This window comes from Acidithiobacillus ferrooxidans ATCC 23270 (assembly GCF_000021485.1).
Taxonomy (GTDB): domain Bacteria; phylum Pseudomonadota; class Gammaproteobacteria; order Acidithiobacillales; family Acidithiobacillaceae; genus Acidithiobacillus; species Acidithiobacillus ferrooxidans.
This window is the reverse complement of the sequence record NC_011761.1, coordinates 229335-250410: the sequence shown is the minus strand read 5'-3', so window position 1 is coordinate 250410 and position 21076 is coordinate 229335. Positions and strand designations below refer to the sequence as shown.

Sequence of the window (21076 nt, the reverse complement as noted above, 5' to 3'; positions counted from 1 at the left end):
AAGTCAATGCCACCTTTCTGCGCACTGGCCTTTTCCCGTACAATACGCGACTGGCCGGCACGGGAGGTGCAGGATGAGCAGCACCATCGCCCTCAATCGCGAGGCGAAACATGAATACTTTATTGAAGAGCGCTTTGAAGCCGGCATGGTCTTACAGGGCTGGGAGGTGAAGTCGCTGCGTGCCAACCGGCTCACTCTCAAAGACAGTTATATCATCGTCAAAAATGCGGAACTCTGGTTGCTGGGCGCGCACATCAGTCCACTGCCTACCGCCAGCACCCATATAAACCCTGACCCGACACGCACCCGCAAGCTGCTGATGCACAGGGAACAGATCAATCGCATGATCGGTAGTGTCGAGCGCAAGGGCTTTACGATCGTGCCCCTGGCCATGTACTGGAAGCAAGGCCGTGCCAAAGTGGAAATCGCACTGGTGAAGGGCAAACAGGAGCACGACAAACGTGCCACGGTCAAAGACCGGGAATGGCAGCGGGACAAGGCGCGCATCATGAAGGGCGGGGCGCGGGATGTCTGAACGGCGTCAAGGGACTTTTCTCTTTCAGGCGCTGATTCTGTTCCTTTTTGCCTTCTGGCTGTTGGCCTTTCATACCGGAAATTCCAGCCTCTGGGACATCGATGAGCCCAATAATGCCCAGGCTCTGAAAGAAATGATGGTGCATCACAACCTGGTGGTCCCCACATTCAACGCAGCACTGCGTCCCGACAAGCCCATCCTCAATTACTGGTTGATGTGGGCCGGGGTACACGTGCTGGGAATGAACAGTTGGGGCCTGCGTATCGGCTCGGTGGCCATGGGGGCGCTGCTGGTATTCTATCTGGCGCTGGCCTTGCGTCGCCCCTATGGGGAGCAGACTGCGCTGCTGGCCGGACTACTGGCTGCCACAGCCCTCCATAGCCAGATCATCTTCCGGGCCGCAGTGCCGGATCCTCTGTTGATTCTCTTTGTCACTATCGCACTGGTTTCCTACCTGCGGGGTTATCTTTACCCGGAAAAAGCGGAGCGCGACTATCTGATCGCCTACGCAGCGATGGGGTTGGCGACCCTGGCCAAAGGCCCCATAGGCTTCCTCCTGCCCGGCCTTGTCATTGTGGTTTTCCTGCTGCTGCGCCGGGAGCTGCCGGATCTTTGGCGCCGCGGCCGCCTGGCGTGGGGTATACCACTGTTTTTGGTCGTCACCCTGCCCTGGTATCTGGCGGTGGGTATGGAGACCCATTGGGCCTGGGATCGCCTGTTCATTGATCAGCAGAACATCGATCGCTACGCCGCCGCCATGCAGGGGCATTGGGGTCCGATTTACTATTATCTTTTCACCATGGCGTTGGCGCTGCTGCCCTGGACGATTTTTCTGCCGCAGACCATTGCGGAAATCTGGCAGCGACGGACCACGCTGCTGCAACAGGCACCCGCTGATACCTTCATGCTGGTCTGGGTCGTTGTCTGGGTTGCCTTTTTCAGCCTCGGCGCCACCAAGCTCCCCAATTACGTCTGGGAGGCCTACCCCCCCCTCTTTGTCCTCATTGCGGCGCGCCTTTACCGGGCGTTGAACGGGACGGAGCCCCTCGGTCGCCGCGGTGTCATCCTGTCCCTCGTGGCTTTATTGCTGGTGGGCTTCGTCCTGACGGCCCTGGGGGCCTGGCTGGTACCGGAAAAAATTCCGCCCCTGGGCGGCATGGCCTATCTGGGCCTGCCCTATATCGCCGCGGCAATGCTCGGCCTGTTTTTCGCTTGGCGAGGCCTGCTGCTGCCGGTCATCAGCAGTCTCGGAGCAGGCGCGGTAGCCCTCACAGCCTGCCTGGTATTGCTGGCCATGCCCGCCCTGGATGCCTTGAAACCCTCGGTGACCATGGGCCGCATGATCCGCGCCAGTGTGGGCGCACGGCCCTACGCCATCGCGACCTGGCAGTGGTTTGAGCCCAGTTTTCTCTTTTATGCCGGGCGTGGCGCCATGCGCGTGCATCAGTTGAAAAACCCGCAGGAGATCCGGCGCGTCGTTGCCGATGGCCACGGCACCGCCTATCTCGCCCTGCCGACCCGCGATGTACCGGCCCTGCGGACAGGCCTACCCGGAGCGTTGCATGTACAGGAACTCTACTCGGGTTATGAACTCTATAGCCGGCAGCATATCGCCCTGTTGCGCATCGAGTCCCCCATATCTCTGGAGAAAAACGGATCATGACGATTGTTCACGCAGTTCAGACCCTGGCTCGTTCGCTGGCGATTGGCGGAGTCATCCTGACCACGAGCGTCGGCATCGCCCAGGGGGCGACAGCGGCCACCGATCATGATCTCGACTACTGGCAAGCCCTGAGCCACACCCGCTACATCGAAGAAGGCAGCAAGGGGCCCATCCTCTATGATTTTCTGGATCCCAACTGTCCCTATTGCCATCAGACTTATGTCTGGCTACAAAATCCCATCGATGGTGGACAATTGCGCGTGCGCTTCGTCATCGTCGGTTTCCTGTCGCCCAGCAGCAAGGGCAAGGCTGCAGCCATTCTCGCGGCACCCAAACCCCTGGCCGCCCTCCGGCGGACGGAAAAAGGTTTTGCCATGACCCCAAACGGTCCGGAAGGTGGCATCAAGCCTGCCGACGCCGCAGTGGTCGCCAATGTGCTGAACCAGCTTCAATTCAACCAGTCCCGTCTCGATGGCAAGGAATCCGAACTTTTTGGGATGGAAGGTGCCGCGGTGCCTTTTCTGGTCTACCAGCGGGGCAAAAAAATCCATTACCTCTTAGGCCCGCCCGATAACGCACAATGGAAAGACCTACTCGACGCTTCTTGAGCCCAGCGAGGCTATCCGGCCTGATCGCGGTGCTAGTGGCGAGCGCAGCGGCCGGTGCCTTTGTCCTGGTCCTCTGGCTGCAATTCGCACGGGGCTATGAACCGTGCAGTCTCTGTGTGTATCAGCGCCTAGCCAATGTCGCCGTGCTGCTCATCGTCGTGATGGGATTTTTCTGGGCGGGTGCGGCACGGCGCGGATTGTGGATGCTGGCCAGTGTCTATGCCCTGGCGGGCGCAGGGCTTGCCGGGTGGCAATGGCATCTCAGCGCGATCGCAAGCCACGCACCAGAGGCATGCACAGCAGTGGATATCTTCCCGAGTGGGGGCAGTTTCGGACCTTGGGGCAAAGAGGCAGCCTCGGTCTTCTCGGGACAGGGCTCCTGCGCCGCCGCCGGAGCCCGCACCCTGGCGGGATGGCCCGTTACGCACTGGAGTCTGGTCTTTTTCCTCACCTGCGCCGTACTGCTGTGGCTTGCCCAATGGCTTTCCGGACGGCAGGACAGGCGTTAGGCCTCGACCGCAAAAACAGGGTTTCCGCCTTCTTCAGTTTGGCCATCGCCAGTCACGACGCAAGGTTTCCAGTACGTCAAGCGCCCGACCCGTGTCCAGGGCGAGCGCGTTCACATGCCCCATTTTCCGCCGCGGTCTGGCCTCCTTTTTCCCGTACAGGTGGGGCTTGAGCTGGGGATGGCGCAGCAGCGCCTCCCAGTCCGGGCTACCCCTATCCCAGAGATCGCCCAGCAAGTTCATCATCACCACAGGGCTGATCAGGCGGGTATCCCCGAGTGGCAGACCGCAGAGGGTCCGCACCTGCTGATCGAACTGACTGTGCACACAGGCGTCCACGGTAAAGTGACCACTGTTGTGAGGACGGGGCGCCATCTCGTTCACCAACAGTTGACCGGCGCCATCCACAAAAAATTCGACCGCCAACACGCCGACATAATCCAGCGCCCCGGCAATCCGTGCGGCGCTGTTTCGCGCCTGCTCCTGCAGCGGCTCGACGGCACGGGCGGGTACGATGCTGAGGTCGAGAACGCCCCGGTAATGGATATTTTCGGCCACCGGGTAGAACACCATCATGCCATCGATAGTGCGTGCCAGAATGATGGAAAGCTCCTGAGCCAGCGCGACGCGCCCTTCCAGCACCGCTTCCTTCTCCCCCAGTGATATCCAGGCGGCAGCCAGGTCTGCTGCGGAAGCCACATCGATCTGCCCCTTGCCGTCATAACCGAGACGCGCCGTCTTGAGAATGGCCGGAAAGGGCACCGCCGCCGCTGCCGTTGCCAGGTCGGCGGCGCTGCGCAGCACTGCGAAAGGCGCAACAGCCAGATTCAGGTCGCGGAAAAAGGCCTTTTCCCGTGCCCGATCCTGGGCAATGGCCACCGCCCCGACGCCGGGATGCATCGGTACCTCCCGGGCGACACGCTCCAAGGCCGCCAGCGGAACATTCTCGAATTCCGTAGTAACCGCCGCACAGGTAGCCGTCAACTCCCGTAATGCGTGGATATCGTCATACGCCGCGCAGAGATGGCGGTCTGCCACCGCGGCGGCGGGACAATCCGGATCGGGGTCCAGTACCCATACGCCGTAACCGACGCGCCGGGCGGCGAGGGCAAACATCTGACCGAGTTGTCCGCCGCCGAGCACACCGAGAGTAGCGCCGGGCAGGATCAAAGGCCGGTCTCCGGCAAGGTCATGGCCATCACTGCAGTCTCTTGGCGCGCGCGAAAATCCAACAGGCGCCGGGCCAGCGCCGCATCGGCACCAGCCAGCATCGCGGCAGCAAAGAGGGCAGCATTGGCAGCACCCGCTGCGCCGATGGCAAAGGTGGCCACCGGCACCCCCTTTGGCATCTGCACGATAGACAATAGAGAATCCAGGCCTTGCAGATGCCGGGAGGGCACCGGCACGCCCAGCACCGGCACGATGGTCTTGGCCGCCAGCATGCCGGGCAGGTGCGCAGCGCCGCCAGCGCCGGCAATGATACATCGCAGCCCCCGTGGCGCGGCACCAGCCGCATAGTCAAAAAGGAGGTCCGGCGTGCGGTGTGCGGATACGACACGCTGTTCGCAGGGAATGGCCAACGCCTGCAGATGTTCCACCGCGGCACGCATCACTTCCCAGTCACTTTCGCTGCCCATCACCACACCCACTACCGATTGTTCCATACCTGCCCCTCTACGCCCTGACCCCAAACGAGTTATAATGCCTGTCATGGAAGAAGCGCTCAAGACCAGCCATCGGGCCATCCGCAGTTTCGTCCTGCGCCAGGGCCGCATCACCGCTGCCCAGACACGGGCTGTTGCGGAATATTTGCCGGCCCGACAGATAGATGCCCATGCCGAATGGCGGGATCCCTGGAATAACCAAAGACCACTTATGCTGGAAATAGGCTTTGGTAACGGTGAGCACTTGGCCGCCATCGCCGCGCAACGGCCGACTTGGGGCTGCATCGGCATCGAGGTGCATACACCCGGCGTGGGGTCCCTGCTGCTGCAACTGGTGGAGGCCGGAACCGACAACGTCCGGATCGTCCACGACGATGCCGTCACTTGGCTGAAGACTCTGCCGGACGCTATTCTGCGCTGCATCATCATTCAGTTTCCTGATCCGTGGCCTAAAAAACGGCAACAAAAACGCCGCCTTATCCAGCCGGATTTTGCTGCAGTGTTGTGCCGCCTGCTGCAGCCCGGAGGCGAACTGCAACTGGCCACGGACTGGGCGGATTATGCTGGGCAGATGCTCACAGTGCTCAACGCCACCCCGGGCCTGCAAAATGCAGATGCCGACAATGGCTATGTCTTCCGCCCCGACAACCGCATCCTGACCCGATTTGAGCGGCGCGGGCAACGACTGGGGCATGCGGTTTATGACCTCTGCTATCGACGCATCCCGTGACTGCCAGGCACTCCGACTGTGTGCATTGCCTCATGCGCGGACAAAGCATATTTGCCGGGTTGAGCAGGGAAGAAGTCTGCGAACTCGGTATGGACGTCCAGGATATCCACGTCCCGGCGGGAACGACGATCTATCACGAGGGCGATCCTGCGCAATATGCCTATACGCTTCGTCAGGGCGGCATCAAGCTGGTCAAGAGTCTGCCCAATGGTCACGCTCAGATCGTTCGCCTGCTCCACCACGGCGACCTCCTGGGTTTTGAAGGATTGCGCACCGATCGGCATCGTCATAGTGCCATTACCTTGACCGGCACCGATCTCTGCCGCCTGGAACTGAGGGCACTGGATGCGCTTTCCCAGCGTCTCCCAGCGGTGCGTGAAGCCATTTTCGCGCGCTGGCAGCAGGCACTGCAGGAAGCCGAGGACCGCATCGTCGAACTGGGTGCCAAAAAGGCCGATGCCCGGCTGGCCACATTCCTCTGCCAATGGGTCGGCGCCTACCCGCAACAACGCGCGGCGCCTTTCCCCCTCACTCGTCAGGACCTGGGGGAGTTTCTCGGCCTTTCCACCGAGCACGTCAGCCGCATCATGGCGGACCTGAAACGCCACAGGCTGCTCCACGAACACAAGGGGCAAATCGAGATTCCCGATCCCCAAAACCTATTCCTGTACGCCAGCAGCGACGGCACCCGCGCCTGAACCTCCGCTGTTAGTTAACCAAATCGGTCAACTTTGATAATTGTCAATGCAGACACTCTTTCTACACCTTATGGTGGGCGTATGGGCATCTCAGAACACAGGATGGTGCTCCGACACCATTGCCGACAAGGGGTGATATCATGCTTTTCAGACAGCTTCTTGAAACCGAAACCAGCACCTACACCTACATCCTGGGCGACCCGACCTGGCACGAGGCCGTGGTTATCGACCCTGTTCTGGAAACCGTCGATGAGGTACTGCGCATACTGGATCGGGAATCCATGCGACTTGCATACGTGCTCGATACCCATGTCCACGCCGACCACGTTACCGGCGCCGGCGCACTGCGTGCGCGCACCGGTGCGCAGGTCGTGATCAGCCGCGGGGCCGCCGCGCCCTGTGCGGACGTACTAGTGGATGATGACGATTTTATCGTGCTGGGTGATGACGTCATACGGGTCATTAGCACGCCCGGCCATACTCCGGGATGCGTAAGTTACCGTTGGCGCGACCGGGTTTTCACGGGCGACGCACTCTTGATCGGGGGCTGTGGCCGCACGGATTTTCAGGGTGGCGATGCGGGGGCGCTCTATGACAGCATCACCGGGAAGATCTTCACACTGCGCGACGAGACGCTGGTCTACCCGGGCCACGACTATGCCGGTCGCCACGTCAGTTGCATCGGCGAGGAAAAGCGCATGAACCGTCGCCTGGCGGGTAAAAGCCGGGAGGAGTTCATCGCCATCATGGCGGAACTCCACTTGTCAGAACCGAAGAAAATTCATGTTGCCGTGCCCGCCAACCAGCGCTGTGGAGCGCTCAGCGTATGAGGAGTACTTAAGATGAGCAAACAAAATACCGTGCAAGGAGTGCTGACAGGCATGAGACGAGGTGGCGGCGGCGGAGGTCAGGGACGCGGGCAGGGCGGCATTCGTTTCGGGAATGAGCCGGGCATGCGGCCTGCCGGCATGAGCCTGGCCGACGAGGAATCTATGGAACAGCGGATGCTGGCGGGCACCGGGGACACGGACAAAAGGGCACGTCACCAGCACGATCAGGAGGTCTTTCATACCCTGCTTCGCCATCACGACCAGATTCAGCGTGAATTGACCCGGCTTCCCGATGGCATACGTTCGCTGACGACCTCCGCCAACCCGGAGATCGTCGGCCTGCTACATGACCATGTTCCAGCCATGCACCACCGGTTGGAAGAAAACTTTGGATTGCGCTTCTGGGATCCAGCATTTCCAGAAATTTTCGCGCAGCGCGAAAAAGTGCGAATGGAAGTAACCCTGGTACCCAATGGGGTTCTTGTGGAAGAGACCAGCGAGGATCCGAACGTGGTGATCCTCATTCAGGCCCACGGCGCCGTCATCAACCTCTTCGTGCAACGCGGCTTTGCCCAGGCCCAGGAGGTCAGCCCCTTACCAGACAACTATCAGCGTGTACTGGGGGGTTGAGCCGTCTGCCGGAGGAGCAACGGCGTCCGGCCTGCGGGGCGCTCTGCCACGCGGATGCAGTATACTGTGTGAACGGGGCCGATTGCGGCTTCCTTCCACGTTTTCTGCTACTGAGGAATAGCATATGACCCAAGTGACCATTATCGGCGCAGGCTTTGGTGGCTTGACGGCCGTCCGCCACCTGCGTCGCCGGATGCCCGACGCGGAAATCACCGTCATCGCACCCAGGGCGGAGTTCGTTTACTACCCCAGCCTGATCTGGATTCCCACCGGGCTGCGGCAAGGCGAGAATCTGCGGATTCCCCTGGACCGTTTCTTTCAGCGCCGACGAGTGCAGTTTCATCAGGGTCGCGTCACTGGCCTGCGCGATGGCGGCCGTACCGTCATCACCGACCAGGGTGAAGTGCGGAACGACGCGCTCATCATTGCCAGCGGCGGTCGCGGTATTCGTAAGCTGCCGGGCATCGAACACAGTTTCGCCATCTGCGACGGTATCGATGCCGCCGAAAACATCCGAGACCGCTTGGCGCTGATGGACAAAGGCACCATTGCCTTCGGTTTCGCCGGCAATCCCCTGGAGCCGACCGCCGTACGCGGTGGTCCGGTCTTTGAACTGCTCTTTGGAATCGACACTTACCTTCGTCAGATCGATAAGCGCGGGCAAATCGAATTGGTATTTTTCAATCCGATGACCGAACCGGGTAATCGACTGGGTCCGAAGGCGGTGGAAGGACTGCTCGCGGAAATGCAGCGGCGCGATATTCGCACCCATCTTGGTCATAAAATCAGTGGGTTCTCGGTAAACAAAGTGATGACCGAAGGCGGCGACATTGCCGCGGACCTGATCCTGTTCATGCCCGGCATGACCGGCCCGGACTGGGCAGCCGACAGCGGTTTGCCCCTCTCTGCCGGTGGCTTTTTTCAGTCCGACCTGCACTGCACCGTCCCCGACCATCCGGGCGTCTTTGTCATTGGTGACGGGGGGTCCTACGCGGGCAGCCCGGACTGGCTACCCAAGCAGGGCCACATGGCGGACCTGCAGGCCGGGACCGCCGTGCATAACCTGCTCCTGCATCTGCAGGGGAAGGCGGCAGACAATACCTTCCGCAGCGAGTTGATCTGCATTGTCGACACCTTGGACAGCGGCATCATGGTCTATCGCAGCCCCAATCATGCCAGCATCCTGCCAAACTCGCTCTGGCATGCGGCCAAGGTCGCCTTTGAGTGGCGTTATCTGTTGCATTACCGCTGAGAAGCGCAATGCGGCCCCGACGAGGCGCGGCGGGGGTTCAGCGCTCCTGTCTGGGCGCACTATGCACTATAATGCCGCCCTTTCCACGCTCCGCCCCGGCCGCCGTAATGACGGCGGGCGGAATCCAGCGTCATGAGTGTATAGAACAGAGCCGCAATGGGCAGACTGAACGCCCGGAGGGGGTTCAGCGAGTAAAGCCGCAAAGTGGGCACATAGGCCGTCAGCATCAGCAGACCGGCGAGCAACGCGGGTATCGCCAGCCAGACATTTTCGGTCCAAAGTCCATACAGCAGCCCCCCTACCGGCCCGGCATAGAGAAAAGCCATCACCAACGTCGCTCCGAGCAGCCGCCAGGGGCTGAACCGCAATTGCACGTAGGCGGAACGTGCTACCATCCGCCATATTTCGCCCAGTTGGCGGTAATCCCGCAGACTATGGCTCTCCGTCCCTAAACCCAGCCAGATCGCGCCATGGGGCTTCAGTAACGCTGCCAGCGTGCAGTCATCTATGCGTGCGGCACGCATGGCGGCGAACCCGCCGGCCTTTTCGAGCGCCTCCCGACGCAGCAGCATGCACCCCCCCGCCGCACCGGCCAGAGTACGGTGTGGGTCGTTGACCCAGGGAAAGGGGTACAGCATCTGGAAGAAGAAGATGAAGGGCGGGATCAGAAGACGTTCCCAAAAACCGCGGCAGGAGAGCATCACCATCAGCGAGACCAATGACAGGTCCCGATCCTCTATCCGGGTGACGAGGCGCTGCAGGACATCCGGCCCATGCACGATGTCACCGTCGGTGAACCAGAGAAGCGGCACCCGGCCGGCCGCGGTCACCCCCTGGTCCATGGCCCAGACCTTACCCGCCCAGTTTTCCGGCAGCGGCGTGCCGGTCAGCACCTCCAGACGGGAGGAGGCATCCATCTGCCGCGCCGCCTCCCGTGCGCACTTTGCAGTGCCATCCGTACTCTGGTCATCCACCACGATGACCCGCAAGACGCCGGGGTAATCCTGCCTCAGCAGGGCCGTTACGCAGGCACCAATACCCTCTGCCTCATTACGCGCAGGCACTACGGCGGTGACTTCCGGCCAGCTTCGCCGTGGGTTGCTTTCGCGGGGTGGAAGACGCTGATCTGCCCGCCAGAAAGCGCCCCGCCCGAGGAACAGCACCAGCCAGGCCGCCAGAACGGCCCACGCGGCCGGTAACAGCCACATGTCGCTCAAGACTGAATACGCCACTGCCCTTCCGCAGAGGTGGCGGCCCCGGGATCTGCCATGCCCGAACGCATACACGCCTGTTTGATGGCGAGGCGCAGATCGTTCTGCGAATCGGCCGCGCGCAGGGCATCGTCATATTCCACCAGTCCATCCATAAACAACTGCAACAGGCTCTGATCAAACGTCTGCATACCGACGTCGTTCGTTCGCGACATGGCGTCCTTCAGCAGGCCCACTTCACCCTTGTAGATCAGATCGGCAATGGCCGGAGTGTTGATCAGCACCTCCATTGCAGCGATTCGTCCGCTCTGCCCCTTGACCGGCAACAGGCGCTGTGAGACCACGGCGCGCAAATTGAGCGAAAGGTCCATCAGCAACTGTTTTTTACGGTCTTCCGGGAAAAAATTGATGATCCGTTCAATGGCCTGATTGGCATTGTTCGCATGGAGGGTGGACATACACAGGTGCCCAGTTTCGGCATAAGCGATGGCATGATCCATGGTGTCCCGGCTGCGCACTTCGCCGATCAGGATGACATCCGGTGCTTCCCGCAATGCATTCTCCAACGCCCGCTCATAATTCAGGGTATCGATGCCCACTTCGCGCTGATTGACGATGGACTTCGCATTCCGGTGCAGAAATTCGATCGGATCCTCGATGGTGAGGATATGACCCGCCGCGTTCTGGTTGCGATACTGGACCATCGACGCCAGAGAGGTGCTTTTCCCGGAACCGGTAGAACCGACGAAGAGCACCAGCCCCCGCGACGTCATGGCCAGATCTTTCAGTATCGGCGGCAGCCTGAGCTGCTCCAGGCTGGGAATCTGGGTCTTGATGGCGCGCAGGACAAAGCTCAGTTCACCACGCTGGAAAAACCCGTTGACCCGGAAACGCCCCACCCCGGGCACGGAAATGGCCATGTTGATTTCTTTCTCGTGCTGGAACTCCTGCAAGCGCTCCATCCCCAGAATTTCCTTGGCCAGATTCAGCACCTGACCCGGTTTCAGCATTTCTGTCCCCAGCGGAACCGTCCGTCCGTCGACTTTCATGACCGGTGGCGAGCCCACGGTGAGGTACAGATCCGAGCCGTTTTTTTCCACCATCAGGACCAGCAGGTCATCCAGCACAGACATAAATTATCCTCAGGCCACGTTCATGAAGCTGTCTTTGTTCTGTACCCGGCGCAGCGCATCTTCGTGAGTCACCTTGTGGGCACGCACCAGATCGGCAAGACACTGGTCCAGGGTTTGCATACCCTGATTTTGCCCGGTCTGGATCACCGAGTACATCTGCGCGACCTTGTTCTCACGAATCAGGTTGCGGATAGCCGGGGTGGCGATCATGATTTCGTGCGCGGCCACCCTTCCCTTGCCGTCGGCCGTTTTGAGCAGAGTCTGGGAAATGACCGCGCGCAGGGATTCGGACAGCATGGCGCGGACCATATCCTTTTCCCCCCCGGGAAAGGAATCGACAATACGGTCGATGGTTTTTGGTGCGGAACTGGTATGCAGCGTCGCAAACACGATATGGCCGGTCTCTGCCGCGGTCAGCGCCAGGCGCATGGTCTCCAGATCACGTAGCTCGCCCACCAGAATGATATCGGGATCTTCACGTAAAGCCGAGCGCAGGGCGTTTTCAAAGGAGTGGGTGCTGGCACCCACCTCGCGCTGGTTGATCAGGCACTTCTTGGGGGTGTGCAGAAATTCGATGGGATCTTCAATGGTAATGATGTGGTCGGCGCGATTCGCATTGATATGATCCACCATCGCTGCCAGCGTCGTTGACTTACCCGATCCGGTCGGCCCCGTGACCAATACCAGTCCGCGCGGCACGTTGATGATCTCCTTGAAAGAACCGGGCGCATTGAGGTCTTCCAGTGTCAGCACACTCGCAGGAATCGTCCGGAACGCCGCAGCCGGTCCGCGGTCCTGGTTGAAGGCGTTAACCCGAAAACGCGCCACACCCGGCAGTTCATAGGCAAAGTCGATTTCCAGGTTCTCCTCATACCCCTTCCGCTGGAAATCGTTCATGATGTCGTAAATCATGCTGTGTACGGTTTTGCTGTCCTGCGCCTCCACATTCAGCGGACGGATGTCGCCATTGATCCGCAGCATCGGCGCCAGACCTGCCGAGATATGGGTGTCCGACGCGTTGTTTTTCACCGCGAAGGCGAGCAGTTCTGAGATATCCATCGTGCGGCTCCCGACAAGAACGCCCCATGATTTGGGGCCAAAGGCTATTGGGCGTTACTATAGTCGACCTTGACCATTTCGCCCACGTCTGCCGGAGACCGATGTCCATCGCTGAACGCCTAGCCCATGTGCAAGGGGAGATTGCCGATCACCCGCCGCAGTGCCTGCTGGCGGCCAGCAAGCACGTTACGGCGGCGACACTGCGTGACGCCTATGCGCTCGGACTTCGCCACTTCGGCGAAAACTTCCTGCAGGAGGCCCTGGACAAACAGACGGCACTGAGAGATCTGGATGGCATCATCTGGCATTTCATAGGTCGCATCCAGCGCAACAAGACCGCACTACTGGCCCGGCATTTCGACTGGGTAGAAAGTGTGGACCGCCCACTCATCGCGGAACGGCTCCATGCCGCCCGCGCCGGCATGGAGCCGTTGAATGTGCTGATCGAAGTCGCCATCAGTGGGGAGGAAACCAAGGGCGGCTGCGCGCCAGAAGACGTTCCGGAATTGGCCCTCGTCATTTCCCGGTTGTCCCATTTACGGCTCCGCGGTCTGATGGCCCTGGTCCACCCGCAACCGGAGCTGGCAGAGGCCGACTTCCGCCGGATGGCAGAACTTTTTCTCGCGCTGCGGCAGACCCAGGTCCATGCCGATCTGGATACCCTCTCCATGGGCACTTCGGCGGATTACCTCCAGGCCCTGCAGCAGGGTGCCACAGAAATCCGTCTTGGTACCATCCTCTTCGGAGCCCGTGCCCAGGAGCCCTTATGATACCCCAGAATATTGTCTTCATTGGTGCCGGCAATATGGCTCGCGCCCTCATCGCCGGTCTGCGACGTCAGGGCATTGCAGGCGAGCAGATTCAGGTTCATGCCCCCAGCAGTGCACACCGTGACGCACTTGCCGAAGAGTTCGGCATCCGCAGTCTGGCGGCAACGGCTCAAAGTCTGCCTGCCAACAGCGTGGTCATCTACGCAGCCAAACCAAAGCAGATATCCGCGGTGCTTGCGCTGTGGCGACAGGCCTTCGCCGATGCCGGGGTGCTCTTCCTCTCTGTGGCTGCCGGCATCGACAGCGCACGCATTGCCGCCGAACTGAACCCCGGGAGCGCCATCGTGCGCGGTATGCCCAACACCCCGGCACAAGTCGGTGCCGGAGCGACGGCCCTGTATGCCCGCGATTCGGTGAGCGCCGCGCAACGCCAGACTGCCGGGTTTATCATGTCCGCCGTGGGCGAGATTTACTGGCTGAGCGATGAATCGCTGATGGACGCTGTTACGGCACTATCCGGAAGCGGCCCTGCCTATGTCCTGCTGTTCCTGGAAGCCCTTGAAGATGCCGCCGTGCTGCAGGGCCTGGACCGTGCCACTGCGCGCGCCCTCGCCCTGCAGACGGTGCTCGGCACCGCACAGATGGCGGCCGCCAGCACCCTCAGTCCGACCGCGTTACGCCATCAGGTCACCAGTCCGGGTGGCACCACGGCGGCGGGTTTGGCGGTCTGGGAAGAGCACCTGCGGCCACTGGCGCAGCGGGCCCTGGCCGCCGCGGCGGAGCGCAGCCGCGCTCTGGGCAGCCCGGAAAAGGATATACCATGACCGAACTGAGTATCATGGCGGCACGCCTTACCAGTCTCATTCTGACCCTGCTGTTCTGGGCAATTCTCATCCGTGCCATATTGTCCTGGGTACAGCCCGATCCACGCAATCCGGTCATGCAGTTTCTGGACCGGCTTACCGGACCCATTCTCTATCCCCTGCAGCGGATCATCCCGCCCATCGGCGGATTCGACCTCAGTCCGCTGGCAGCCCTGTTGATCATCGAAGTGCTCAGGGGGCTGCTGGTTCATGCCATCCTCAATCTGGGCGGGTAAGCCCTTTACGACGGACTGCAGCACATGACCTCCTCAGAAACACGCCCCCCATATCTGCGGGCAGACGGTGACGACCTGTATGTACGCATCCATGTACAGCCGGGTGCCAAGACCGATGCCATCGGCGGATGCCACGGCGATGCCCTCAAAATTCGCCTGCGTGCCCGGCCCGTGGATGGCGCTGCCAATGCTGCCCTTTCGGCTTTGCTCTGTGCTACCCTGCGCCTGAAAAGACAGCAGATCACTTTGGTGCAGGGGGAGAGCGCGCGGGACAAAGTGCTCAGGATTAGCGCAGCGTCCACACACGTTCAGACTCAACTCGCAAAATATGCCGAATCCGCCCACTCACCTGCTCTCGACAGGGAAGACCGATGAACAACAGCACAGCACTGCAGACTCTCGATGCCATCCTCGAAATCTATGCCCGCCCATTCAACGATCTGATTTATGCGGCGCAACAGGTGCATCGGCTACACTTTGACCCAAACGCCATCCAGTGCTCCACCCTCCTCTCCATCAAGACCGGCGGTTGCCCCGAGGATTGTGGCTACTGCTCCCAGAGCGTCCATCACCAGACGGCCCTCCAGGCCGAACCGCTGATGGATCTTGAACAGGTGCGTGCCGCCGCGCGCGAGGCCAAAGCCAATGGGGCCCAACGCCTGTGCATGGGGGCTGCCTGGCGCTCGCCCCACGACCGGGATATCGAAAAAGTAGCCGCTATGATCGGCGTGGTCAAAGAGTATGGCCTGGAAAGCTGCGTGACGCTGGGGATGCTCAAACCGGGGCAGGCGGAACGCCTACAGCATGCTGGCCTCGACTACTACAACCACAATCTCGATACCTCCCCCGAGTTTTATGGTGAGGTCATCCACACCCGCAGTTATCAGGACCGCCTCGACACCCTGGAGGCGGTGCGTGACGCCGGTATCCGGATTTGCAGCGGCGGCATCCTCGGTATGGGAGAATCCCGCCGGGACCGGGCGCGGATGCTGCAGGTGCTCGCGCAGTTGCCTCAGGCTCCGGAGAGTATCCCCATCAACGCCCTGGTGCCCATTCCCGGCACCCCGCTGGAGGCTGCGGAGCCCATTGACGGCTTCGAATTCGTGCGCACCGTCGCGGTCACCAGAATCCTCTTCCCCAAGGCCTACGTACGGCTTTCGGCAGGGCGCGAAGCCATGAGCGACGAATTACAGGCACTCGCCTTCCTGGCCGGTGCCAACAGCATTTTTCTTGGGGATCGCCTGCTGACGACAGGGAATGCCAGCACAGGGCATGACCAGGCCCTGTTCAACCGACTGGGCCTGCACCGCAGCGCGGACTGACGATCGGCGACAAGGGGCCAGCCGGACGGGCCGGCCCCGGTGTACATCAGGAGTGGTCACCAAAAGACAGGGGGATGGCGTAAGTCAGCAGCACCTCATCCTCGCCGGGATCCTCGTTGGCGATATATGCATTGGAAATGTGGGCGATCTTGATCCCCAACCGCGACTGATCGGCAAACTGATAGGCCAGACTCAACTCCAGACGAAACTGGAAGGTGCCGTCCAGATATTTGCCACGCCCCTGATTATATCCGCCCATGCCGAGCACCGGCGTCAGTACCCAGTGATCCCAGGCGATATCCGAGTAAAAGCCGGTGTAGCCCATGAAACCGCCGTTGGTATTGGCGACGATACCCCATAGCGCGCCGATGCCGAACAACTTGGAGGCAGACTGGTATTCCAGATCGATCTCCGGAAGGGTTGCATTACCCCGATGTCCGGGACCGGGCTCGACGCCAGCCGCGTTAAAGGCACCGATACCGGCGTTGAAATACGCAGGGCCGCCCTGGATCACATGCAACCCCGCGCCCTCCGCCCAGGCTGGCCTGGCTGCCAGCAGACCCAATGCCGTCACCCCCAGGATCCTCGCCAGGATTCCATTACCGTCCTTCATGACTGCTCCTTAGTAAAGATGTGTCGGCCGCCTTGCCGACGGGAATCGTTTGCGTTATGGTATCAACCGAACGGTCAGTATGCGTTCGCTCAGCGCGCATGTCAAAAAACCCTGATGGACCTGAGCCGCGCATATGCTCTGCGCAAAACCCATTGTAAGCAGGGGTTGCGCATGAGTCGACCGTCGAAACAGGTCCGGAGAGTCGCCCGGCTGCTTGGATTCAACAAGGGACACATATGCGCTGGCTCAAACGCCTTTTGGTTCTGGTCATCATCGTCGTGGTTGCCTTTGGCGCCTATGCATACTTCCAGATTTCTGATTACTATCCCAACACCGACGATGCCTATCTGCATGCCCATGTCGTGAACATCGCACCGCGGGTTACAGGACATATTGTCGCTATTTATGTGCATGATAATCAGGTGGTGCAGGCTGGACAGCCCCTGGTCGAGGTGGATCCGCGGGCCTACGTCTACGACGTGCAGAAAGCCGAGGCCGAACTGACCCAGGCGGAACGGCAGACGGCCGCCATTCAGGCCAATATTGCCGGAGCGCGCGCCAATATCAGCGCCGACCAGGTCAATTACCAGAATGCCCGGCACAACGCCCAACGCGCGGCGGCGCTGGCGGCGCAGAAATATCTGTCTGCGCAACAGGCGGATAACGAAATGACCGCGGCGAAAAGTGCCGGGGCGCGCCTGACCGCAGATCAGGCGGCCCTGGCGGAGACCCAGGCGCAGCAAGTCCTCAATGGTGCCCGCATCGCCGCCGCCAAGGCCGCCCTGCGCACAGCCCGGCTCTATCTGTCTGAAACCACGCTCTACGCGCCCATCGCGGGGGTCGTCAGCAAAGTGGATAAAATCCATGTGGGCGACGTGGTCAATGTCAATCAGGATCTGTTCCCCCTGATCGGCAATGCGGAATACTGGGTCGAGGCCAACTACAAGGAAACCGATCTCAGCCGGGTACACCCGGGACAGAGTGCGAAAATCACTGTGGACATGTACCCCGACCATCCCTTCAAGGGAAAGGTGGTGAGCCTGAGCGGCGGTGCCGGAAACGCCTTCTCCCTGCTCCCCCCGGAAAATGCTACGGGTAACTGGGTAAAGGTGACACAGCGGGTACCGGTGCGTGTGCTCATCACCAATCCGGACTCCAGGTTCCCGCTACGGATCGGTACCAGCGCGTCGGTAACGGTGGATACGGGCGGAGCACCGGGCTGGGTCAAGGCGCTGCGGCCGATCTTCTGAGCGCTGGCGTTACCGGCAGGGCCGGTAACGCCAGAAGTTCAACCGTGGCGGCGAGATCTGCACCAAACCACGCGACCCAGGTTCAGCGCGTGTCGGAGATCAATGTACCGACCCCCGCGTCGGTGAATATTTCCAGCAATAATGCATGGGGTACCCGACCATCGATGATATGTGAAGCCTGCACGCCCGCCGCCACAGCGTCCAGACAGCACTGGATCTTGGGCAGCATACCGCCGTAAATACGGCCATCGGCGATCATCCGGTCCACCTCGGCGGCCTCCAGACGAGTGCGCAACTGTCCATCAGAATCCAGCACACCGGCGACATTGGTCATCAGGATCAGCTTCTCTGCACGCAACGTCGCAGCGAGAGCGCCTGCCACCAGGTCGGCATTGATATTATAGGATTCGCCCAGGGAACCCACCCCGACTGGCGCCACCACCGGAATAAAATCACCCTGATCGAGCAGACGGATAATGTCCGGGTCCACCCGTGCGACCTCGCCCACCAGCCCGAGATCCACTCCATCCCGGCGCAGGGGCCGCGCCCGGAGCAAGCCGCCGTCCTTGCCGGTCAACCCCACGGCGCGGCCGCCCGCACGATTGATGGCCTGCACGATCTCCTTGTTGACGCCCCCGCCAAGGACCATTTCCACCACTTCCATGGTCGCGGCATCGGTCACTCGCATGCCGTCCACAAAATGGGTATGCACCCCGAGTCGCTCCAGCATGGCACCAATCTGCGGCCCACCCCCATGCACCACCACCGGATTCATGCCCACCTGTTTCATCAGGGTTACATCGTAGGCAAACTGCTCCTGAAGTCGGGCATCGGTCATGGCGTTGCCACCATACTTGATGACGATGGTACGGCCGTGAAAACGCTGCATGTAAGGCAGGGCTTCCACCAGTATGCGAGCCTGCAGGTGGGGATCGTTGTGTGTGGAGTTTATCATGCACGTACCGTGTCTGCTGAAGATTCCGGAATCATCCCCCGCAGAAGAATCTCGACAATCCCAGCGTCATAACCTGCGGGATCATCGGCAAAGGCCACGGCCGGGTAATGGCGCAGAATATCCCGGGACTGAAAAAAGAAAACATTCGCGCCCAACATCAGGGTTGCCACCAAGGCAGGGTTGAAATCCGCCCGCAGTTCGCCCCGGGCCTGCCCGCTTTCCAAGACCGCAACCAAGGCCGAAAATACATCCGCAAATCCCTGTTCTGCAAACTCCCGTGCTCTGGGCGCGCCTTTTTCGAGCAGTTCCCGCCATACCAGACGCACCAGTTCCGGCCGATCCAGCAGAGCCTGGAGGTGGCAGCGCGCAAAATGTCGGAGCACATCCACCACGGTTCCGTGGGCGTCGACCGCATCGTTGAGCAGTTTCCGCAAATTGCGGCTGGCCGCGCGCAATACCGCAAGATAGAGGGCATCCTTATTGGGAAAATAATGATAGATATTGGCCTTGCTGATACCCGCCTGCAAAGCGATGGCATTCATGGAGACCGCATCAAATGCCTTATCGGAAAAGAGCTTTTCGGCAGCGGCCAGAATCCGCTGCCGTCCTTCGCCTTCAAGTGTCAGTGGCAACTCCCCCATGAAACCGTCCCTCGCCCCCAATCTGCATGTGATGGCCACACTTGCGCGCCGCCCGACCAATCGGTCAATATAGGGACAGTGTAGCATCACCCGTGGCAGTTGTCCCTCTGTGGGCACGGGTGGAAGCTGTCCACCATCCGCCTGCAATTTGCTATTCTAGGGGCTGGAAATTCTAGCAAGGGAACCACGCATGTTTACCCACACTCCCAGCCAGGGAGACCTGTCTTTTTCTTTGTTGTTGCGAGCGCTGCGCGGCATTACTTTATGGCAGCCCATTCTGGTGTACGTGATCGCGGTTTTCCTGGGTATGGCTGGTCTGGAATTTTTCGCACAATGGCCGGGAGGGTGGGCAGGTGCCACCATCGGGATGACCATTTTGCTGATCAGTTTTGGTGTCGGCTATCTGGGCTCCGGTGGCGTATTGCTGCATGAAGCGCGCGGCGACCCACTGCCCGGAATAATCAAAAGCCTCCGCTTCGGCATACGGGCGCTACCACGTCTGCTGGGATTGCTGATTATCGAAAGTCTCCTGCTTCTCGGCATTTTTGCGGTAGAGGTATTGGGGTTTCTCGCCTGCAAGATACCCGGAGTGGGTGCGGTACTGTTTGTCCCGATTTTCCCTGCCGTCATGCTGGTAAACGCCGTTGTTTTTGTCCTTGCCATTATCGTCTTCAATCTTTCCGGACCAGCGTTGTGGCATGGCGAAGGCGTGGGCAAATCACTTCGTCATACCATTGCCATCGCCCGTAATAAACCCGGTTCCATCCTGCTGATGATGTTGCTGCTCGCAGCCCTGGCGACAGGTATGGGAATTATCATTGCAGTGATTCTCTATATTGGATATGGCATGACATTAACGGCGGCCACCCCGGTGCTGGCTGACGAAATCAGCCGCAGTGCGGATATGTTCTGGCAAATGCTGGGAGCATGGTCGGGAGACAGGGTTTTTGGCAACGGAATGCCTGTACAGGCGATGGCAGCGAATACCTCCTTGTATAACGCTGGACTCAGCATGGGAATGGGCTTGGCCGGCGCACTGGTATTCATTCTCCCCAATGTGGTGTTCCTGCTGGGCATGGCACACATCTATATTGAGGCTCTCGAACTGGTAGCACCGGAGGATGTCTAATTTCCCTATGAAAAAATGGATGCGCCAACTGGAACTCGAAAGAAACCGCTGCCAGAGTTGTGGTATGCCGCTGCAATTTGACCCCGAAGGTGGGGGAACGGAAGCCGATGGTAGCCACAGCACCTGTTACTGCAGCTATTGCTATGCCGGAGGTCAATTCAGGGAGCCGGAACTGGCGCTGGATGCCATGCAGCACCGTGTCCGGCAACTGATGCGCCAACGTAATGCTCCATGGTACGTCCGTGCTTACATGGCACATCGCGTGCCGACACTGGCCCGCTGGCGGGGATGCAAAAAGCGTTAGAACGCCGCCGCCGCCGCGCTTTATAAAGGAAGCCCCCGTCGCTCGGCGCCGGGGGCTTCTGTACGTGGAAAACCGATTGGACCAGAATTTAAATCGCGGAACGGGGACGACGACCGCGACGGGGTTTCAGTTCCTGCATGAGCGCATCACCGCGGTGGTTCAGTTCACCCAGCAAATGGTCATTACCACCCACGCGGTCACGCACTTCGGCAACAGCCGCCAGAATCTGGGCGGGTTCCCAATCAGGTACCAGACGGGAAATACGGTCCATCAATGACCGCCGTTGTGCTTCCCGCTCACGACGGGCGCGCGGATTTTCCTGCAGGCTCCGCTTCTGCTGTTCGATTTTTGCCAACTGTTCACGCAGTCGCATTTCCGTCTGGCGCTGCTTCTCTTCCAAATCCGCGAGACGCTCCTCCGAACTACGACGGTGACGCTTTTTTACTTGTGCTTCCATATGCTATCGCTCCTCTA

The 21076-nt window shown here is 60.4% G+C and carries 26 protein-coding genes; 17 read left to right on the top strand and 9 right to left on the bottom strand.

Features of this window, described 5'->3' with window-relative positions; genetic code table 11:
• Positions 1-73 precede the first annotated feature (73 nt).
• From smpB to AFE_RS01295, 4 genes are read left to right on the top strand one after another with little or no spacing between them, the layout of a single operon-like run.
• Positions 74-535, top strand: a complete 462-nt coding sequence (smpB, locus tag AFE_RS01310) for an SsrA-binding protein SmpB (protein ID WP_012536059.1) — start codon at positions 74-76, stop codon at positions 533-535.
• Entirely contained in the window at positions 528-2198 is a 1671-nt protein-coding gene (locus AFE_RS01305) for an ArnT family glycosyltransferase (protein ID WP_012536058.1), read from the top strand. The genes smpB and AFE_RS01305 overlap by 8 nt, the downstream gene beginning before the upstream one ends.
• The gene (locus AFE_RS01300) at positions 2195-2806 is read left to right on the top strand and encodes a thioredoxin fold domain-containing protein (RefSeq protein WP_009560677.1); all 612 of its coding nucleotides are present in this window, start codon (positions 2195-2197) and stop codon (positions 2804-2806) included. Before AFE_RS01305 ends, AFE_RS01300 begins: the two co-directional genes overlap by 4 nt.
• Positions 2803-3315 (top strand): disulfide bond formation protein B, encoded by a 513-nt coding sequence (locus AFE_RS01295; protein WP_225487402.1) that lies wholly within the window; start codon positions 2803-2805, stop codon positions 3313-3315. The genes AFE_RS01300 and AFE_RS01295 overlap by 4 nt, the downstream gene beginning before the upstream one ends.
• A 33-nt stretch (positions 3316-3348) precedes the next feature.
• Here AFE_RS01295 and AFE_RS01290 read toward each other — a convergent pair whose 3' ends face one another.
• Positions 3349-4482 (bottom strand): 5-(carboxyamino)imidazole ribonucleotide synthase, encoded by a 1134-nt coding sequence (locus AFE_RS01290; RefSeq protein ID WP_012536056.1) that lies wholly within the window; start codon positions 4480-4482, stop codon positions 3349-3351.
• Positions 4479-4976 carry a 5-(carboxyamino)imidazole ribonucleotide mutase gene (purE, locus tag AFE_RS01285; protein ID WP_009565304.1) on the bottom strand — a complete coding sequence of 166 codons (498 nt, stop codon included), beginning with the start codon at positions 4974-4976 and terminating at the stop codon, positions 4479-4481. The genes AFE_RS01290 and purE overlap by 4 nt, the downstream gene beginning before the upstream one ends.
• 37 nt (positions 4977-5013) lie before the next feature.
• Here purE and trmB point away from each other — a divergent pair, with 37 nt between their 5' ends.
• The 5 genes from trmB to AFE_RS01260 all read left to right on the top strand — a co-directional run bounded on the left by trmB (position 5014) and on the right by AFE_RS01260 (position 9116).
• On the top strand, positions 5014-5706 hold the full coding sequence (trmB, locus tag AFE_RS01280; protein WP_009565303.1) for a tRNA (guanosine(46)-N7)-methyltransferase TrmB: 693 nt from the start codon (positions 5014-5016) through the stop codon (positions 5704-5706).
• Positions 5707-5738: 32 nt separating this feature from the next.
• Positions 5739-6404 carry a Crp/Fnr family transcriptional regulator gene (locus AFE_RS01275; protein WP_215905594.1) on the top strand — a complete coding sequence of 222 codons (666 nt, stop codon included), beginning with the start codon at positions 5739-5741 and terminating at the stop codon, positions 6402-6404.
• Between the two features lie 140 nt (positions 6405-6544).
• Positions 6545-7234 (top strand): sulfur dioxygenase subunit alpha Sdo, encoded by a 690-nt coding sequence (gene sdo, locus AFE_RS01270; RefSeq protein WP_009565301.1) that lies wholly within the window; start codon positions 6545-6547, stop codon positions 7232-7234.
• A 12-nt stretch (positions 7235-7246) separates the two neighbouring features.
• Positions 7247-7864 carry a hypothetical protein gene (locus tag AFE_RS01265; RefSeq protein ID WP_009565300.1) on the top strand — a complete coding sequence of 206 codons (618 nt, stop codon included), beginning with the start codon at positions 7247-7249 and terminating at the stop codon, positions 7862-7864.
• A 124-nt stretch (positions 7865-7988) separates the two neighbouring features.
• Positions 7989-9116 (top strand): NAD(P)/FAD-dependent oxidoreductase, encoded by a 1128-nt coding sequence (locus AFE_RS01260; protein ID WP_009565299.1) that lies wholly within the window; start codon positions 7989-7991, stop codon positions 9114-9116.
• Positions 9117-9175: 59 nt separating this feature from the next.
• On the opposite strand, the gene AFE_RS01255 is transcribed toward AFE_RS01260, so the two are convergent.
• The 3 genes from AFE_RS01255 to AFE_RS01245 are packed head-to-tail and all read right to left on the bottom strand — an operon-like array spanning position 9176 to position 12519.
• A complete protein-coding gene (locus AFE_RS01255) occupies positions 9176-10324 on the bottom strand; it encodes a glycosyltransferase (RefSeq protein ID WP_012536054.1) in 1149 nt (382 codons plus the stop codon).
• Between the two features lie 5 nt (positions 10325-10329).
• Positions 10330-11460: a PilT/PilU family type 4a pilus ATPase gene (locus AFE_RS01250; RefSeq protein ID WP_012536053.1), complete on the bottom strand. Its 1131-nt coding sequence runs from the start codon at positions 11458-11460 to the stop codon at positions 10330-10332.
• Between the two features lie 9 nt (positions 11461-11469).
• Positions 11470-12519, bottom strand: a complete 1050-nt coding sequence (locus tag AFE_RS01245; RefSeq protein WP_012536052.1) for a type IV pilus twitching motility protein PilT — start codon at positions 12517-12519, stop codon at positions 11470-11472.
• Positions 12520-12620: 101 nt separating this feature from the next.
• On the opposite strand from AFE_RS01245, the gene AFE_RS01240 reads away from it, so the two are divergent.
• The 5 genes from AFE_RS01240 to bioB are packed head-to-tail and all read left to right on the top strand — an operon-like array spanning position 12621 to position 15710.
• Entirely contained in the window at positions 12621-13289 is a 669-nt protein-coding gene (locus AFE_RS01240; RefSeq protein WP_009566576.1) for a YggS family pyridoxal phosphate-dependent enzyme, read from the top strand.
• Positions 13286-14113 carry a pyrroline-5-carboxylate reductase gene (proC, locus tag AFE_RS01235; protein ID WP_009566574.1) on the top strand — a complete coding sequence of 276 codons (828 nt, stop codon included), beginning with the start codon at positions 13286-13288 and terminating at the stop codon, positions 14111-14113. The genes AFE_RS01240 and proC overlap by 4 nt, the downstream gene beginning before the upstream one ends.
• Positions 14110-14388, top strand: a complete 279-nt coding sequence (locus tag AFE_RS01230) for a YggT family protein (RefSeq protein WP_009566573.1) — start codon at positions 14110-14112, stop codon at positions 14386-14388. Before proC ends, AFE_RS01230 begins: the two co-directional genes overlap by 4 nt.
• Positions 14389-14412: 24 nt before the next feature.
• On the top strand, positions 14413-14763 hold the full coding sequence (locus AFE_RS01225) for a DUF167 domain-containing protein (RefSeq protein ID WP_009566572.1): 351 nt from the start codon (positions 14413-14415) through the stop codon (positions 14761-14763).
• Positions 14760-15710 carry a biotin synthase BioB gene (gene bioB, locus AFE_RS01220; RefSeq protein ID WP_012536051.1) on the top strand — a complete coding sequence of 317 codons (951 nt, stop codon included), beginning with the start codon at positions 14760-14762 and terminating at the stop codon, positions 15708-15710. Before AFE_RS01225 ends, bioB begins: the two co-directional genes overlap by 4 nt.
• 46 nt (positions 15711-15756) lie before the next feature.
• On the opposite strand, the gene AFE_RS01215 is transcribed toward bioB, so the two are convergent.
• Entirely contained in the window at positions 15757-16323 is a 567-nt protein-coding gene (locus AFE_RS01215; protein ID WP_009567390.1) for an acyloxyacyl hydrolase, read from the bottom strand.
• 236 nt (positions 16324-16559) lie between these two features.
• On the opposite strand from AFE_RS01215, the gene AFE_RS01210 reads away from it, so the two are divergent.
• Entirely contained in the window at positions 16560-17573 is a 1014-nt protein-coding gene (locus AFE_RS01210) for an HlyD family secretion protein (RefSeq protein WP_009567391.1), read from the top strand.
• An 82-nt stretch (positions 17574-17655) separates the two neighbouring features.
• Here the strand turns inward: AFE_RS01210 and argB are convergent, their stop codons facing one another.
• Positions 17656-18528: an acetylglutamate kinase gene (argB, locus tag AFE_RS01205; protein WP_012536050.1), complete on the bottom strand. Its 873-nt coding sequence runs from the start codon at positions 18526-18528 to the stop codon at positions 17656-17658.
• Positions 18525-19169, bottom strand: coding sequence for a TetR/AcrR family transcriptional regulator (locus AFE_RS01200; RefSeq protein ID WP_009566155.1), 645 nt, complete (start codon positions 19167-19169; stop codon positions 18525-18527). The genes argB and AFE_RS01200 overlap by 4 nt, the downstream gene beginning before the upstream one ends.
• Positions 19170-19359: 190 nt before the next feature.
• On the opposite strand from AFE_RS01200, the gene AFE_RS01195 reads away from it, so the two are divergent.
• Both AFE_RS01195 and AFE_RS01190 read left to right on the top strand, forming a co-directional pair.
• Positions 19360-20298 (top strand): hypothetical protein, encoded by a 939-nt coding sequence (locus AFE_RS01195; protein WP_012536049.1) that lies wholly within the window; start codon positions 19360-19362, stop codon positions 20296-20298.
• Positions 20291-20602, top strand: a complete 312-nt coding sequence (locus AFE_RS01190) for a zinc ribbon domain-containing protein (RefSeq protein WP_041645263.1) — start codon at positions 20291-20293, stop codon at positions 20600-20602. The genes AFE_RS01195 and AFE_RS01190 overlap by 8 nt, the downstream gene beginning before the upstream one ends.
• An 88-nt stretch (positions 20603-20690) precedes the next feature.
• On the opposite strand, the gene AFE_RS01185 is transcribed toward AFE_RS01190, so the two are convergent.
• Entirely contained in the window at positions 20691-21059 is a 369-nt protein-coding gene (locus AFE_RS01185; protein WP_009566152.1) for a hypothetical protein, read from the bottom strand.
• Positions 21060-21076 lie beyond the last annotated feature (17 nt).